A 14,177-nucleotide genomic window follows, 5' to 3' on the forward strand; every position below is an offset into this window, starting at 1 on the left:
CCGCCCCTTCCCGAACGTTCTTGTGACCGCGGTGTGGTGGTGATCCGCATGAAGGCGGTTCAATTCGGCGAGCACGGCGACCGCGACGTGATCGAGTACGGCGAGTTCCCGGACCCGGACCCGGCCGCGGACGAGGTGCTCGTGGACGTGAAGGCGGGCGCGCTCAACCACCTCGACGTCTGGACACGAAAGGGGCTCCCGGGCGTCGACCTCGAGATGCCGCACATTCCGGGCAGCGACGCGGCCGGCGTGGTCGAGGCGGTCGGCGAGGACGTGACTCGGTTCGAGCCGGGCGACCGCGTCACCGTCACCGCGGGCGTCTCCTGCGGCGAGTGCGAGTTCTGCCGCGACGGCGACCCGACGCTCTGCTACCGGTTCAACATCTTGGGCGAGCACCAGCGCGGCGTCCACGCCGAGCAGGCGGCGGTGCCCGAGGAGAACCTCGTCCCGGTCCCCGAGGGCGTCGACTGGGAGGTCGCCGGCTCCGCGTCGCTCGTGTTCGGCACCGCGTGGCGCATGCTCCAGACGCGCGCCGACGTGGAGGCGGGCGAGAAGGTCCTCGTGCTCGGCGCCTCCGGCGGGGTCGGCCACGCGGCGGTCCAGATCGCCGACCACGCGGGGTGTGAGGTGTTCGCGACCGCCTCCAGCGAGGAGAAGCTCCGCTACGCCGAGGAGTGCGGCGCCGACCACGTCATCGACTACGAGTCCGACGACTTCGCCGACGAGGTCGCCGAGATAACCGGCCGCAGGGGGGTCGACGTGGTGGTCGACCACGTCGGGAAGGAGACGTACCCCGACTCCCTGAAGTCGCTCGCTCGCGGCGGTCGGGTGGTCACCTGCGGGGCGACGACCGGGCCGAACCCGGGCGCCGGTCTCGACCGCATCTTCTGGAACCAGCTGTCCGTGATCGGCTCCACGATGGCGACGCCGGGGGAGGTCGACGACGTGCTGGAACTGGTGTGGGACGGCACCTTCGAGCCCCGGATCCGTGAGGTCCTGCCGATGAGCGAGGCGGCGCGCGCCCACGAACTGCTGGAGGATCGGCAGGGCTTTGGGAAGGTGGTGGTAAAGCCCGACAGTGAGTTCTGAGACGGAGCGCGGGACCGGCGGGGAGGCGGACCGCGGGAGGGAACCCGACCCCGAAGGCGACCGCGCCAGGGAGACGGCGGACGCGAACGCGCTCCGCGAGAACGGGAGGGGCGCCGACCGGGACGCGGGCGTCGCCACCCCGACCGCGACCGACGGACCCGAGGCGGACGGCTTCGGCCGCGCCGGCTGGGTCCTCACCGCGACGCTCCTGGTCTGCGTGCTGGTCATCCCGGGAATCATCTACGTCTACCCCTACGTCCTCAGCTCGTTCGGCCTGACCTTCTTCGGCACGTACCTCGCGCTCCCCCTGGTGCCGGCGGTCCTTCTGGGACTCGTCGCCGTCTGGTCGATGAGCGCGGCCGTCAGCGAGGAGTAGCGACGCTCCGTCAGCGGGGGCGGCGACGACCCCTCGGCGGGCCGTCGGGAACGCGGGGCGCCGTAGCTATTTCCGCCCCGACGTGTTACCGACCCCCATGAGCGACTCGTCCGAACCCGACGCCACGTCGGGAGACCCGACCGGCAGCCGTCCGGAGGCGGACGCTTCGGACGCCGGGGACGCCGCGGCCGGGGTGACCAGCCGGGTGCGCGACGCCGCGTTCGACGACGAGATCCCTCCGAGCGTGCCCGGGGAGTCAAAGCTGGTCGAGACGAACGGCGTCACCCTCCACGTCGTCGAGGCGGGGCCCGCGGACGGCAAGCTCCTGATCCTCCTGCACGGATTCCCGGAGTTCTGGTACGGGTGGCACGAGACGATCCGGCCGCTGGCGAACGCCGGCTTCCGCGTGGTCGTCCCCGACCAGCGCGGCTATAACCGCTCGGAGAAGCCGGCGGAGGTCGGCGACTACCGGATCGACGAACTCGCGGCGGACGTCGCCGGCCTGATCGACGCCTACGGCCGCGAGACCGCCGCGGTCGCGGGTCACGACTGGGGCGCAGCGGTCGGGTGGTGGCTCGCGCTCCACCACGCCGACCGCGTCTCCGAGCTCGTCGCGGTCAACGTCCCGCATCCCTCGGTGTTCGAGGAGACGCTCCGGCGGTCGTGGGAGCAGCGACTCAAAAGCTGGTACTTCCTCGCGTTTCAGGTACCGGGCGTCCCGGAGCGCGTCGCCCGAGCGGCGAACTGGCGGCTCCTCGTCCGCGGGATGCGGCGGTCGAGTCGACCGGGAACGTTCACGCCCGACGACTTCGCCAGATACCGGCAGGCGTGGTCCCGTGACGGCGCCTTCTCGGCGATGCTGAACTGGTACCGCGCGGTCGTCCGCGAGCGGCCGGCACCGGACCGCGAGCGCGTCGAGGTCCCGACGCTGGTCGTGTGGGGCGCCGATGACGAGTTCCTGCGCTCCGCGATGGCGAGCGCCAGCGTCGACCGCTGCGCGGACGGGCGCCTCCTGATGGTCCACGACGCGACACACTGGGTCGTCCACGAGGAACCGGTCCGGATCGCGGAGGCGGTCGCCGAACACGCCGACGACCTGCCGCCCGGCGCCCGCGAGTGAGCGGGCGGGGCGGCGAGGGTCCGCGGACGGCGCAGCGACGGACCGCGGGGAGACCCAGCGCCGAACCGCGGGGAGACGCACCGACGGACTGCGAACCGTCACGCCGCCGATTGCTCGCGGTAGCCCCGGTAGAGCGGCCCGGCCAGCAGGAGGACGCCCGCCGCGGCCATCCCGACCAGCACCGCCGGATCGAGTCCCGACAGGTCGCCGGCGGCGACGCGGTCCGCGGAGACGCCGACCGCGACGCCGGCCACGACCCACGGCAGCTCGCCGACTGCGGTGCCGAGGAGGAACGGGACAGTTCCCACGCCGGCCACGCCCGCGGCGACGGAGACGGCGTCGGAAGGCGCCGGCAGGAGCCGGCTGGCGGCGACCGAGCGCGTCCCGCCGGTCGCGGAGACGACGCGCTCGCCCACCTTCGCGACCCGACCCTCCCCGTCCCCCCGGCCGACGAGCGCCAGCCAGTAGGGCGGCAGCGCCGTGAGCGTCACCAGCAGCAGCCCGAAGGGAACGCCCGGCCAGCCGTAGCCGTACCCGACGGCGACCGCCAGCAGCGTCGTGGGCCACGCGAGGAACGGCCGGACCGCCGCGAGCGCGAACAGGACCAGCCCGAACCGGAGAGGCCGCGCCGCGATCCGCCCCAGTTCGTCGAGGACAGCCTCGGGCGAGGCGATCAGGAATCCGGCGACGACGACCGCGAGGACTGTGGAGCCGGCGACGAGGCGGCGCTTCACGGCTCCCGGATGAGCCGGCCGCGGATAAACGCCTTGTGGAACGGCCGGTCCACGGCTCATCCCCGCCGGACCGCTCCCGTTCGCTTATAACCGCCGTCCGCGAAGCGCGGGTGTGACGCGCGACCGGTCCCGCGAGGAGAAACTGGAGCTGGCGCTGAAGCTGCTGGCGCACGTCGAGCGCGAGGAGCTCCCGCTGCCCGACGCCGTCGACCGGATCGAGACGGTCACCGATAGCCCGTCGCTCACCCGCGACATCCTCGACGCGGCGGAGAAGCGCGGGATCGTCGACCGCGAGGGCGGCCGCCTCCGGGTCCGGACCGGTGGCACGTACGTGAACTTCGACGCGCAGGTGGTCCGACGGGAGGGCGAGTTCGACTGCCGGCGCTGCGGCGCCTCCATCTCGACGGGTCACTTCGTCCGGTTCGAGACCGGCGAACTCGGCCCCTTCGGTCCCGACTGTGTCAGAAAGGTGACTGGTCGGGACTGACCCGGAGTCAGCGACCGCGCCGGAGTTCCTCGATCAGCTGCTCGATCAGCTCCGCCTGTCTGTCCAGCTGCTCGGACTGTGCCTCGACCGTCTCGCGCAGCGCGGCCACCTCGTCCGCGAGCGGCTCCTCCTCGACGCCCGCCGGCTCGAACCCCGAGCCGCCGAAGCCGTCACCCCCCTCCGAGTCCGCGGCCGGCGCGTCCGCCGCCCCGCTCTCGGCGGGTTCCGTGTCGCTCGCTCTCGTCTCGACTGGGTCCGAGACGAGGGGGTCCGTCTCCGGCGTCGCTCCGGTCGTCGGACTCTCCGACGCCGTCGCCCCCTCGGGCGTCGCCGGATTCGGTGACTCCGTCGGTTCCGGCGACTCCGCCGTCTCCGCCGACGCCTCCGGCTCGGACCCCTCGTCCTCCGCCGCCGGGGAGGCCGAGAGGGGGTCCGGTCCGTCGCCGAAGTCCGTGGTCGAGGCCCCCCCGCGGTCCGCGTCGTGGTCGTCCTCGGCGTCCGCTTCTCGCTTCGCACGAAGCTCCGCGGGCGATCCCACCTCGTGGTACTCACAGATGGCGTCGGTGAGGGCCTCACGCACGGCGCGTTTGGACTCGTTGGGGGCCTTGAATCGCTCCTGCCTCCCGGCGTGGGTGAGCACCACCGAGGTGGCGACGGTCCCCTCCTCGAAGTCGAGGCCGGTCACGTCGTCGTAGTGGAACTCCTCGTACTCCTCGTCCCACACCGCGGAGCCGACGTGTTTGACCAGCCGGTCGCTGGTCACGATCAGCGTCAGCTCGGAGAAGCGGAAGGTTCGCAGGACCGACTCGCCCGGGTCCGTGAGGCCCGCCGCGGACAGCACGCCGGCGAGGATCGGGTGGAGCGCGTCGTCGACGCGCTTGCTCGGAACGGTGATCGTTTCGGTGCCGTCGAGGCCGTACTCCAGTTGGATCTTCGCCTTGCGGCGGCCCTCGGAGACGTCGATCCGCTCCACGTCGTGGGCGTACTCCGTGACGCTCTCGTCCGAGAGGAGTCCGTCCGCGCGGTAGACGAGCGTTCGGGTCGGCGTCACCGCGAGGGCGTCCTCGCCGCCGAGATCGACGTGGGCGACGACGTCCTCCCCGTCGACCGCGCCCGCGAGCATGGAGGGCAGGTCGGCCTGGCTCATTAGCGAGGTGATCCGTCGCGTCGCGTATAAATCCGCGGGGTTGCCGGTCCGAACCGGAGCGTTTGTCGCGCGTTCTTCTCTCTCGGGCCGTGTGTTCCGGTCCCACCGCCGTGAGAGATGGGAAGGTTAAAGAGTATCATCGCGGTACGTGGGAATGAGGCCGGGTGGCTTAGCTGGACATAGCGCCGCACTCATAGGGTTACGAGATTCGGTGCGGTACGCCTGCCTTGGAAGCGTCCGCGACCCACTGGGGCTCCGCCGAGCCTCGTACCTGGGTCATGCGGAGATCGCGGGTTCGGAGCCCGCCCCGGCCATCTAACAACTTGTTTACATGGCCAGCTATAAACGCCCATAGCGGCGTTTCTAGCTCGGTTCGTAACGGAACGGCTCTTGTCGAGAACCCGAGTGTTACAGCACATAACGCGATAGACAGCCCAGAAGCGGCGGCTGCGGGGGTGACGGCGTGATGGCGGTCGCCGACCGGACCTGCGGCTGTCTCGGCTGCACCGACCCCGCGGCCGTCGTCATCGATCACCCTGATCACGGACGCCGAGTCGTCTGCGAAGACGACGCGAAGGACCACAAGGTGCTCCGCCATGTCTGAGGACGACGTTTCCGCGCGGGACGCCCTCGCGGTCGCGCAGCGTGCGCTCGCCCGGACCCAAGAGGTTGAAGAGAGCCTCCGCGAGGACGTCGACGAACACGACGCCGAGCTCGAGGCGCTTCGCGAAGAAGTGACCGCACTCCAGCTGCGCGTCTCCGAGCTCGACGAGGACCGTTCGGCAAGCGATCTCTCTCCCGACGAGAAGGTCGGGAAAGTCCGAGAGCACGCGTTCCGGAAGGCTGCAAACGGCCACGGCCGAGCGACGCTCGACTACGACGCGATCAAGTGGGAAGTGTTCGACGGCGAGATCGGCGACAGCACCTGCTACCGGCTGATCCGCAAGGCGGCCGGCCTCGACGAGGAGAAGACCGGCAGCCGGGTCGACGGGTTCATCGCACGCGACCCGTCGGACGGCAACTACCACCTCGCCGTCGACGCTCGCGAGGCGAAACGGAGCACCGCGTTTTCCGCCGGAAAAATCGAGACTGCGGAGGAGGTGCGCTGACGATGCCCCACTTCGCTCGAGGGATCCCACCTCCGTTGTACTACAGCTAGATCTACGCAACTGCAGTAGTGTACGCAACCATTCGCTAGCCGGAAGGCCGTCGTTCTGACCGACGTCTGACCGACGTCGGCGGCGACGGAAATCGCCTGTTCGGCGTTTTTTCCGGCGGAAAATCTGAACCCGATGCCACCGACCGACAACACGAACCCCACGATCGAGACCGAGGCCGAAGAGCTCACGCTGACCGAGAAACTGATCCGGTTCTACCGGTACTACTACAAGGAGGATACTGGGACGCTCGCCCAGCGTTACCCGAACGAGCAGCGGTCACTCGAGATTTCCTACGGCGATCTCCATCAGGCGCTTCCAGACGTTGCCGAGGACTGGCTCAGTGAGCCGGATCAGATGCGCGAGTACGCGGAGGAAGCACTCCGCCAGTACGACCTTCCCGCGGACGTTTCCCTGTCGCGGGCACACGTGCGGCTCGTCGAGCTCCAGGACGAACACACGTACTACCCTGGCGGCTTCAGCCCGACGCAGATCCACGAGGAACAGCCATACGTCGGCATCACCGGTGAGATCGTCGCCAGCAGCGACGTGGATCCACGCGTCACCGAGACAGCGTTTGAGTGCCAGCGCTGCGGGACGATGACCTACATCCCGCAGACGGACAGTGGCTTCCAGGAGCCTCACGAGTGCCAAGGGTGCGAGCGGCAGGGTCCCTTCCATGTCAACTTCGATCAGTCAAACTTCATCGACTCACAGAAGCTCCGTCTTTCGGAGCCGCCAGAGGTGGCTGGCGGCGAAGGGCAGACGATCGACGTGTACGTCGAGGACGACCTCGCAGGGACAGTGACGGCGGGCGACCGCGTCACCATCAACGGTCGCCTCTGTCTCGAGCAGCGAACGTCCGGAAACGCGAAGAAGTCGACTTTCGAGCCGTACCTGAAGGGCCACTCCATCGAGATCCACGACTCGGATCGGACGTCCATCGAGGTCACGCCCGAGGAGCGCCAGGAGATCAACGCGATCGTCGACGGGGAATACGGCGACCCGCTTGAGGTCGCGGCGGGATCGATTGCGCCGGGTGTCTTCGGCGAACAGTATGATCCGCACAAGCGGGCGATCGTCCTCGCGGTCGTCGGCGGTGAGTGGGCGGAGGGGAAGGACGGTAGCGTTGAGCGCGGGTCGATCAACGTCCTCCTCGTGGGCGACCCGTCGACGGGGAAGTCCGCGCTGATCAATCAGGCACAGTCGAACTCGCCGCGTTCGGTGGGTGTCTCAGGGAAAGGCGCTCGCGAAGCCGGCATTACGGCGTCCGCCGTTCGCGACGATTTCTCGGACGGCGAGTGGACGCTGAAGGCGGGTGCGTTCGTGAAGGCGAACGGTGGGATCGTCCGCATCGACGAGCTGGACGACATGCCGTCCGATGTCCGCGCGGCGATGCTCGAGCCGATGGCCAACGGGAAGATCAACGTCTCGAAGGCAGGGATCAACGCCGAACTGCAGACGCGTGTCGGCGTGATCGCGGCGGCCAACCCGAAGTACGGACGCTTCGACCCGTTCGAACCGGTGGTCGAGCAGGTCGATCTCGGCTCGACACTCATCTCGCGGTTCGACCTCGGGTTCACCGTGACGGAGACGGACGATGTCGAGACTGTCTACGAGGTCGCCCACAACATCGTCGGCCGCCGGGAACACAAGAAGCGACTCGATGTTGCTCCCGGGACGGTGGATCCCGAAGAGACAGACAAGTACGACCCGCCGGTCGAGAGCGACCTGCTCCGGAAGTGGCTGGCTCTCGCAAGCGAGCAGCCATCTCCCGTCATCGAGCAGGAGGGGCTCCAAGAGCGCATCGCCGAGGAGTTTGCGGACTTCAAGACGAAGCACATGGACGAGGATGCGCCCGTCCCTGCGACGTGGCGCGACCTCGAGGCGCAGATGCGCCTGGCCGAGGCGGCCGCGAAGCTGGAGTTCTCCGAGACGATCGAAGAGCGGCACGTCCGGACGGCACTGTCGCTGACAATGCGCTCGATGCGGGACTTCGGGATGAACGAGGACGGCGAGTTCGACGCCGACGTCCGCGAGTCGGGGACGTCGAAGCCGCAGCGCGACAACATCACCACGATCGAGGACATCGTTCAGGAGCTCTGCCAAGAGAGTGACGAGAACGAGACGACGGTTGAGGACGTCCTGGACGTGGCTGAAGACCAGGGGATCGACCGCGCCAAGGCGGAGAAGTACATCCGGAAGATCAAGGAAGAGATCGGCTCCATGTACGAGCCGAGTGACGGTCGGCTCAAGTGGCTTGGGAGGGCGTGATCATGCCCGCGACATCCCAGCACAACGAGCAGGCAGCGACGACGCCCAACCCGTTCCCCGACATGGCCGCGCAGTACGGGGAGAACCCGGCACGGTTTCTGTCCCTCAGCCTCGAGCCCGACGGTGGCGATGGGTCCAGTGGGGAGTTGATCCTCGCGCGGATACGGGGGCTGGAGACCATCGAGATGTGTGGGTTTTGGCTCGGCGTGGAGCGCGCCCTCGCGAACAAACACGACCGCGAACCCCGGGCCCGGATCGAGAGGGCACTCCGTGATCGGAAGGCCGAGCTCGAAGCGCAGGGTGATGGCCTGTCGACCAGCGGCACCACGCCTGCGGAGCGCCGGGCCCGCGGAGAGCGGCTCCGCGAGGAGCAGCCCGACCGCGTGGAGTCGTGCGCCGTGCTGCTCGACAAGGATGGAGAGGAGCGTCCGTGGTCGAGCCAACAGGGGGCGCGAGTCCACGCATGAGTGAGTCAACGAGCGTCTACTGCGGGTACTGCCACCGCAAGCTCGACCAGTTCGCCACCAGCGCACACGGGCGACGGTACTGCCCCGAGTGTGGAGCGGTTCCCAAGGAGGATCAGCGATGAGCATCTTCGAGGACGTCTACGAGGTGTGGTACGAGGCCGGCACGCACCGCGACTACGTCACCGGTCCGTGTGTGGCCGACACGCTCCTGGAGGCGCTCCGCGAGGTCGATGCGACGACCGGCGCTGACGTGGACATCACGCAGGGAGACGTCGTCGTCATCCTCGACCGGCAGTCGGCCGACGAGATCTCGGAGGCACTCGGCGACGACGTCCACGTCACGCTCAACGATCCGATCATCCCCCGAGAGCACGTGTACCTCGCCCCGCGTCGTATCGAGCAGGTCCTTCCCGGGATGACGCAGGTCCACACCGTCGAGAGTTCCTCGCGATGGGGGCTGGTGATGGATCCGTCCTGCGTGACCTACGACAACACGGTGGCCGACCCGGCCGGAGTCGTCGGGATCGAGTGGGTGATCGAGCAGTGAGCGACGCCGACTCCCTGGCGCTCGCGACCGCCCCCGAGGACGTCCGCGATCGGCTCGACGATCTCCCGCTGTCGTGTCGACTCGTCTACCTGACACTGATGACCGCGGAAGCGCCCCTGAGTGCGCCCGAGCTCTCAGAGGCCACGGTCTCGGCCTCGTCGACGGTCCGGCACGCGCTTCAGGACCTCGCCGATGCAGATCTCGTCGAGCGGCGGCCCGGGTTCGGCTCTGGCTCGCCAAACGTCTGGACGATCGCCCGAGACGAGCGCCAAAATGGACCGAAAAACGCCGATTTATAGGTATGGGTAAGCAAGACACGATAACCTCTCAGACGGTCGTGACCACCCGAGAGTGGGGCCGTGGGGGAGACTGCGCCGGGAGCGCCCGGGAGGTGCTTTTCTGACCATGATCGACTTCCAAGAGGACGTGCTCAACGACGGGCACGTCTGCAACAACTGCATGGGTCGGCTCCGTCGACGTGCGTCCCGTCCGGTCCGGTACCGGAACGCGGATGTCGACGAGAAGCAGAACCGCGTGCAGGAAGAGGGCGTGTTCATCGCCAGCTACAGCGAGCGGCTGCGCTGGCGGACCACCGTCGACGACGTTCCTGACGTCCCCGTCCGCGACCAACACCAGACGTTCTGTGAGTGTGGGTCGCCGGACGCGTTCACGCGCATCTGGGACGATGCTGATGTCGATGCAGCTCGGCTCCGAGATCTCGTCGTCAACCTCTACGACACGCTCGTCGCGAAGGGTTACACAGTCGACGCCCGGCAGCTCGCACGTGGTGCCGATGAGATCTACCACCAACTCCCGCCTGCGTCTGCTGCCGGCCGCGGTATCGGCCCTGCTCGCGAGGACACCCCTACCACCATCAACGAGGTCCTCGCCGGTGCCGCTGATGCGGGCGTCCTCGAGGCACCGTCGACGGAGGCTCCCGCATGAGCGCCCGCCATCCGAGTGTCGACGACCCCGTCCGCGTGGAGACACCCCGCGGGGAGCCGACGGTCGCGACCGTGGTCGAGCGCGAGCCCGCCGGCGACGTCGGCACCGGGCCGGAGGATCTCCTCACGGTCGAGCTCGACGGCGTCACTTGGCGGGTCACCGGGAGCGAGGTCGACCCGCTCGACGAGGACTGATCGACTGCGTTGCGGACCGTCGGGTGCCGGGCCCAGACGCGGTTCGACTCCGCGCGACGGCATCTCCCCAGCGGACAGGAGGCGACGTGTTGTCGCCGAGGCCAGGTCACGCCACTGTCCCGGGGAGGCGCACAGCCACACGGGCGGCCGGCAGTCTCGCCACCGTGAGCACCGTGCGAGGGAGACGCTACACGTCGTTCCAACTCCGCTTCTTCAGAGCTTCGAGCAAACCCACAAGTCCGGCCGCTTTGCCGCGCCTCAGGTGAGGTGACGGGAGCCGATATCGGGCTCGGGACAACCGAGCTACGCGGCTACCCCGTCCCCGGTTCGATACCGGGCGCGGCCGTCGATCACTAGCCAACCAACATCAGGACCATGAATGACCTCTCGAAACCGAGTCAAAGCAATCGGCGGTCTCGCGGCGCTGCTCGTCTTCCTCGGGCTCGTCGTACTCGACACCGTCGACCCGAACATCACGCTGAGCATCGAGGACAAGATCGTTCTCCTGAGCCTCATCGCAAGCCTGCTCGGGCTGGAGCGGCTCATGGAGTCACTCCCCAGCCTGTCGTGGGAGACCCAGGACGATGAGTAACCTCGTCAACACACTCGGGCTGATCGCGGGCTCGGTCTGGGTGTGCGCCGCGATCTGGTACGAGCTCATCTACGCCAAGCAAGCCCACCCGCACTTCGTGCTGGGGTCGTTCCTCCTCGGTTCGGGGATCATCATGGGCTCGGCCGCACTCGCGCTGACGTCGCCGACGCTCATCGAGACATTCGCGATCGTGAGCAACCTCGTGTTCCTGGTGCTCGGCATCGGCACTTGGTACTACATCGCCTTCGTCGAGGAGCCGCCGACCGCGGACGACCTCACGGAGCGTTCCCACGAGCACCGCCCGTGACACTCCGGATCCATGTCCTACGATTACGAGTGTGACGTCCAGATCGAGGGCGTCTGTGAGCGCGGCGGCGATGTCCCGGCGATCGCTGGCCAGTTCCGCGAGGCCACGTGGCTTACCGACGAGTTCGGCGGCCTGATGCAGGACGCCGGCTACGAGCTCCACGACGCCGTCACCATCTGCCCCAGTTGCGCGGTCGATCTTCTCACGAACTACTGATGGCCCGCTCCAACGCGACCGATGTTCGGGAGGGTGCCCGGGAGCTCTTCTGGCACCTTCACGACGCTGGTCGCTATCGATGCCCCGGGTGTGGTCGGTCGCGAGACGAGACGCTCGCGATGCACGTCCACCACCGCGACGGGAACCCGACGAACAACAACCGTCACAACCTCGTTGCCCTGTGCAACCAGTGCCACCTCGGTGGTCAACACGGGCTCAACGTCGACGCCCCGACGGTCAGCCCTCCGAGCGGCCGGACGTCGCGACCGACGGGGTCTGTCTCCCGTCCGGGGCCCTGAACCACTCATGACGGATCACCTTTTGCGGAACCACTCATGACAGACGACGAATTCGAGATCTCCGATGAACCCCCACGCGACGACGGGGGGCACCCAATCCACCCAGAGCGGGGGCACCGGATCTGTGGTGCGACGAAATCAGACCGGTCGACGCCGGCGCCGCACGGTCGGTCTCGTGACGACGTCAACTACTGCCTCCAGGCCGCGGGCTGGGGCGTTGATCGTGAGGTCGGCCCGTGTAAGAACCACCCCGTAGAAGGCGAGCAGTGGGGCGAGTCGAACCCGAACCACAGCCACGGGGGCTACTCCAACCTCAAGGAGTTCGACGACTACATGATGAAGCCGGCGCCGGACGAGCACCGAGAGGTGCTGGAGTCAGTCGACTTCGACGAGTACGGCCAGCAGTTCGCGGAGACGATGGTCCGCCGTCTGACCCACGAGTTCCGGATCACCGGCGACCCGAGGAAGGCAGCCGAGGCCCGGCAGTGGGCGTCGGAGTTCGGGCTGATCGAGGCGGCGCCGGACAAGCTCGAGGTCGAGACGGATCTCGGGCTCACGCCGGCAGAGAAAGAGCAGCTCGACCAGGCATTCGACGAGGACCCACAATGAGCCAGACTGCTTCCTCCGATGACGTCGCTTCGCCGGCGATGAACGTCCACGAGATCGCGGAGCGGAACCCGCTCGCGCACCCGGCGATCACGTCGATCCGGTTGTTCGACTTTTCGACGGCGCCGGGAACGCACCTGAAAGAGCTGTACAACACGCTCTGGAAGGCCGTTGACGAGAACTACCCGCACGCGCCCACACGGGTCGCTCGTTTGCTTCCCCGCGGCCACGGGAAGACTGAGTCCGCGGGCGTCGTCTTTCCGACCTGGGCGATTCTCTCGCACCCAGACATCCGTGTCGCAGTCATTTCGAAGACGAAAGGGCTGGCTGCCGAACGAACCGAGAAGGTGGTCGAGTACGTCGAGCGGAACGCCCCGCTGTTCGGGGTCGACATCGCGAAGGCGTCCGACCAGGAGCTGACGACCGAGGCGAACGACCACAAGGAGGCGACGATCTCGCCGTACGGCCTCGAGTCCCAGCTAACGGGGAAGCATTTTGACGTTATCGTCTACGACGACATCGCCGACTGGGAGAACCAGCGGACGTCCACCCAGCGACGGAACGTCCGCCACTACTTCGGCGACTACGTCGACAACCTGCCGACGAACGACTCGATCCTTCCAAACGGCCCCGTTCAGGTCGCCATCGGGACGCGCAAGCATCCCGAGGACATCTACGAGACGGACATCCTTGACGATCCGCGGTGGGACGTCGGCGTGTACACCGCGATCGACGAGGCCGACTGGTCGGTGGTCGAGGCACGCGACTGGCAGGTCCGCGGTCAGGACGGCGAGCTCTACGACTCGGTCGGCGACCTCCCCCCGGACGTCGCCATCGCGAACAACGGCGTCATCCCGAACCGCGACGTCGGCGTCCTCTGGCCGGAGCTGCAGCCGCCCGAGGCGCTGCTGTACGACATCGTCGGCGGGTCGAACTCCACGGCCATCTGGCGCCGGGAGAACCAACAGGACCCGAACGCGCTCGCCGGCGAGGTGTTCAAAAGCGATTGGCTGGTCTACGTCGACGAGCTCCCGAAGTCCCGGACTGCCTACGAGTGGTACGCCGGGCTTGACGTCGGGCTCGTGGACGATCCTCAACAGGCGGTCGAGGGTGACTCGGACTACTCAGCGCTTGCGGTCCTGCCGTGGGACCCGGCCGCCGAGATCGGCTACGTCTACAGGCTCGTTCGCGACCGCGGCATGTCGGTGAAGTCGACCGCGGACTGGGCCGTACGGAACCTGCCGGACGAGGTAACCATCGAGAAGCTCCTTGTCGAGCAGAACGCGAACCGCGGAGTCGCCCAGCGCCTTCGCGATGACTCGGACGTCAACGCGGAGGGGACGACATCGTCAGGGGGCAAGGAGGCGCGGATCCACGATCTCGCCGGCGACTTCGAAGCGGGCGACCTCCGGATCGTCGGCAGCCCGACCGACGACACCTGGTCGTCGTTCGAGCAGCAGGAGTGGCTGCAGTTTCCCACCGCTGCTCACGACGACCGGCTCGACGCGATGGAGATCGCCCGGCGAAACGTGTTCGAGGAGGATGATGGCAACAGCGGTTCGGGGACCTGGTGATCACCATGACTGACGACACATCTACGGCAGACGAGGGCGTCGAGGA

Annotated in this window: 20 protein-coding genes and 1 tRNA gene; 19 read left to right on the top strand and 2 right to left on the bottom strand. The window is 67.9% G+C overall.

Annotated elements, in window-relative coordinates:
- Positions 1–48 precede the first annotated feature (48 nt).
- The 3 genes from AN233_RS10000 (at position 49) to AN233_RS10010 (ending at position 2,585) form a co-directional block, all read left to right on the top strand.
- Positions 49–1,089, top strand: coding sequence for a zinc-binding dehydrogenase (locus AN233_RS10000; RefSeq protein WP_058366637.1), 1,041 nt, complete (start codon positions 49–51; stop codon positions 1,087–1,089).
- Complete coding sequence (locus AN233_RS10005) at positions 1,079–1,465, top strand: hypothetical protein (protein WP_058366638.1); 387 nt, start codon at positions 1,079–1,081, stop codon at positions 1,463–1,465. The genes AN233_RS10000 and AN233_RS10005 overlap by 11 nt, the downstream gene beginning before the upstream one ends.
- 97 nt (positions 1,466–1,562) lie before the next feature.
- Positions 1,563–2,585, top strand: a complete 1,023-nt coding sequence (locus tag AN233_RS10010; protein ID WP_058366639.1) for an alpha/beta fold hydrolase — start codon at positions 1,563–1,565, stop codon at positions 2,583–2,585.
- Between the two features lie 98 nt (positions 2,586–2,683).
- On the opposite strand, the gene AN233_RS10015 is transcribed toward AN233_RS10010, so the two are convergent.
- Positions 2,684–3,319 (bottom strand): TVP38/TMEM64 family protein, encoded by a 636-nt coding sequence (locus AN233_RS10015; protein ID WP_245626050.1) that lies wholly within the window; start codon positions 3,317–3,319, stop codon positions 2,684–2,686.
- A 112-nt stretch (positions 3,320–3,431) separates the two neighbouring features.
- On the opposite strand from AN233_RS10015, the gene AN233_RS10020 reads away from it, so the two are divergent.
- A complete protein-coding gene (locus AN233_RS10020) occupies positions 3,432–3,806 on the top strand; it encodes a DUF5830 family protein (RefSeq protein WP_058366641.1) in 375 nt (124 codons plus the stop codon).
- A 7-nt stretch (positions 3,807–3,813) separates the two neighbouring features.
- Here AN233_RS10020 and AN233_RS10025 read toward each other — a convergent pair whose 3' ends face one another.
- Entirely contained in the window at positions 3,814–4,953 is a 1,140-nt protein-coding gene (locus tag AN233_RS10025) for a DUF7115 domain-containing protein (RefSeq protein ID WP_058366642.1), read from the bottom strand.
- A 158-nt stretch (positions 4,954–5,111) separates the two neighbouring features.
- On the opposite strand from AN233_RS10025, the gene AN233_RS17345 reads away from it, so the two are divergent.
- The 15 genes from AN233_RS17345 to AN233_RS10085 all read left to right on the top strand — a co-directional run bounded on the left by AN233_RS17345 (position 5,112) and on the right by AN233_RS10085 (position 14,131).
- Positions 5,112–5,267: transfer RNA gene (locus tag AN233_RS17345), tRNA-Met, on the top strand.
- A 152-nt stretch (positions 5,268–5,419) separates the two neighbouring features.
- Positions 5,420–5,557: a hypothetical protein gene (locus tag AN233_RS17350; protein WP_176696675.1), complete on the top strand. Its 138-nt coding sequence runs from the start codon at positions 5,420–5,422 to the stop codon at positions 5,555–5,557.
- On the top strand, positions 5,550–6,062 hold the full coding sequence (locus AN233_RS10030) for a hypothetical protein (protein WP_058366643.1): 513 nt from the start codon (positions 5,550–5,552) through the stop codon (positions 6,060–6,062). Before AN233_RS17350 ends, AN233_RS10030 begins: the two co-directional genes overlap by 8 nt.
- A 183-nt stretch (positions 6,063–6,245) precedes the next feature.
- The gene (locus AN233_RS10035; protein ID WP_058366644.1) at positions 6,246–8,384 is read left to right on the top strand and encodes a minichromosome maintenance protein MCM; all 2,139 of its coding nucleotides are present in this window, start codon (positions 6,246–6,248) and stop codon (positions 8,382–8,384) included.
- A gap of 2 nt (positions 8,385–8,386) precedes the next feature.
- Complete coding sequence (locus AN233_RS10040) at positions 8,387–8,851, top strand: hypothetical protein (RefSeq protein WP_058366661.1); 465 nt, start codon at positions 8,387–8,389, stop codon at positions 8,849–8,851.
- Complete coding sequence (locus tag AN233_RS18235; protein ID WP_281176553.1) at positions 8,848–8,973, top strand: hypothetical protein; 126 nt, start codon at positions 8,848–8,850, stop codon at positions 8,971–8,973. The genes AN233_RS10040 and AN233_RS18235 overlap by 4 nt, the downstream gene beginning before the upstream one ends.
- Positions 8,970–9,398 (top strand): hypothetical protein, encoded by a 429-nt coding sequence (locus tag AN233_RS10045; RefSeq protein ID WP_058366645.1) that lies wholly within the window; start codon positions 8,970–8,972, stop codon positions 9,396–9,398. Before AN233_RS18235 ends, AN233_RS10045 begins: the two co-directional genes overlap by 4 nt.
- Positions 9,395–9,697, top strand: coding sequence for a GntR family transcriptional regulator (locus tag AN233_RS10050; protein ID WP_058366646.1), 303 nt, complete (start codon positions 9,395–9,397; stop codon positions 9,695–9,697). The genes AN233_RS10045 and AN233_RS10050 overlap by 4 nt, the downstream gene beginning before the upstream one ends.
- A gap of 106 nt (positions 9,698–9,803) precedes the next feature.
- Positions 9,804–10,343, top strand: coding sequence for a hypothetical protein (locus tag AN233_RS10055; RefSeq protein WP_058366647.1), 540 nt, complete (start codon positions 9,804–9,806; stop codon positions 10,341–10,343).
- Entirely contained in the window at positions 10,340–10,537 is a 198-nt protein-coding gene (locus tag AN233_RS10060) for a hypothetical protein (protein ID WP_058366648.1), read from the top strand. Before AN233_RS10055 ends, AN233_RS10060 begins: the two co-directional genes overlap by 4 nt.
- Before the next feature lie 379 nt (positions 10,538–10,916).
- Positions 10,917–11,129: a hypothetical protein gene (locus AN233_RS10065; protein WP_058366649.1), complete on the top strand. Its 213-nt coding sequence runs from the start codon at positions 10,917–10,919 to the stop codon at positions 11,127–11,129.
- The gene (locus AN233_RS10070; protein WP_058366650.1) at positions 11,122–11,436 is read left to right on the top strand and encodes a hypothetical protein; all 315 of its coding nucleotides are present in this window, start codon (positions 11,122–11,124) and stop codon (positions 11,434–11,436) included. The genes AN233_RS10065 and AN233_RS10070 overlap by 8 nt, the downstream gene beginning before the upstream one ends.
- 12 nt (positions 11,437–11,448) lie before the next feature.
- The gene (locus tag AN233_RS10075) at positions 11,449–11,652 is read left to right on the top strand and encodes a hypothetical protein (protein WP_058366651.1); all 204 of its coding nucleotides are present in this window, start codon (positions 11,449–11,451) and stop codon (positions 11,650–11,652) included.
- Between the two features lie 335 nt (positions 11,653–11,987).
- Positions 11,988–12,560 (top strand): hypothetical protein, encoded by a 573-nt coding sequence (locus AN233_RS10080; protein ID WP_058366652.1) that lies wholly within the window; start codon positions 11,988–11,990, stop codon positions 12,558–12,560.
- Positions 12,557–14,131, top strand: a complete 1,575-nt coding sequence (locus AN233_RS10085) for a phage terminase large subunit family protein (protein WP_125920014.1) — start codon at positions 12,557–12,559, stop codon at positions 14,129–14,131. Before AN233_RS10080 ends, AN233_RS10085 begins: the two co-directional genes overlap by 4 nt.
- Positions 14,132–14,177 lie beyond the last annotated feature (46 nt).

This window comes from Haloparvum sedimenti (assembly GCF_001462205.1).
Taxonomy (GTDB): domain Archaea; phylum Halobacteriota; class Halobacteria; order Halobacteriales; family Haloferacaceae; genus Haloparvum; species Haloparvum sedimenti.

Bases quoted from the DNA above. Each gene is read 5' to 3' on its own strand.
- AN233_RS10060 (WP_058366648.1), top strand. From the start codon at position 10,340: ATGAGCGCCCGCCATCCGAGTGTCGACGACCCCGTCCGCGTGGAGACA.
- AN233_RS10010 (WP_058366639.1), top strand. From the start codon at position 1,563: ATGAGCGACTCGTCCGAACCCGACGCCACGTCGGGAGACCCGACCGGC.
- AN233_RS10000 (WP_058366637.1), top strand. From the start codon at position 49: ATGAAGGCGGTTCAATTCGGCGAGCACGGCGACCGCGACGTGATCGAG.
- AN233_RS18235 (WP_281176553.1), top strand. From the start codon at position 8,848: ATGAGTGAGTCAACGAGCGTCTACTGCGGGTACTGCCACCGCAAGCTC.
- AN233_RS10045 (WP_058366645.1), top strand. From the start codon at position 8,970: ATGAGCATCTTCGAGGACGTCTACGAGGTGTGGTACGAGGCCGGCACG.
- AN233_RS17350 (WP_176696675.1), top strand. From the start codon at position 5,420: ATGGCGGTCGCCGACCGGACCTGCGGCTGTCTCGGCTGCACCGACCCC.
- AN233_RS10080 (WP_058366652.1), top strand. From the start codon at position 11,988: ATGACAGACGACGAATTCGAGATCTCCGATGAACCCCCACGCGACGAC.
- AN233_RS10025 (WP_058366642.1), bottom strand. From the start codon at position 4,953: ATGAGCCAGGCCGACCTGCCCTCCATGCTCGCGGGCGCGGTCGACGGG.
- AN233_RS10075 (WP_058366651.1), top strand. From the start codon at position 11,449: ATGTCCTACGATTACGAGTGTGACGTCCAGATCGAGGGCGTCTGTGAG.
- AN233_RS10065 (WP_058366649.1), top strand. From the start codon at position 10,917: ATGACCTCTCGAAACCGAGTCAAAGCAATCGGCGGTCTCGCGGCGCTG.
- AN233_RS10070 (WP_058366650.1), top strand. From the start codon at position 11,122: ATGAGTAACCTCGTCAACACACTCGGGCTGATCGCGGGCTCGGTCTGG.
- AN233_RS10085 (WP_125920014.1), top strand. From the start codon at position 12,557: ATGAGCCAGACTGCTTCCTCCGATGACGTCGCTTCGCCGGCGATGAAC.
- AN233_RS10055 (WP_058366647.1), top strand. From the start codon at position 9,804: ATGATCGACTTCCAAGAGGACGTGCTCAACGACGGGCACGTCTGCAAC.
- AN233_RS10035 (WP_058366644.1), top strand. From the start codon at position 6,246: ATGCCACCGACCGACAACACGAACCCCACGATCGAGACCGAGGCCGAA.
- AN233_RS10040 (WP_058366661.1), top strand. From the start codon at position 8,387: ATGCCCGCGACATCCCAGCACAACGAGCAGGCAGCGACGACGCCCAAC.
- AN233_RS10030 (WP_058366643.1), top strand. From the start codon at position 5,550: ATGTCTGAGGACGACGTTTCCGCGCGGGACGCCCTCGCGGTCGCGCAG.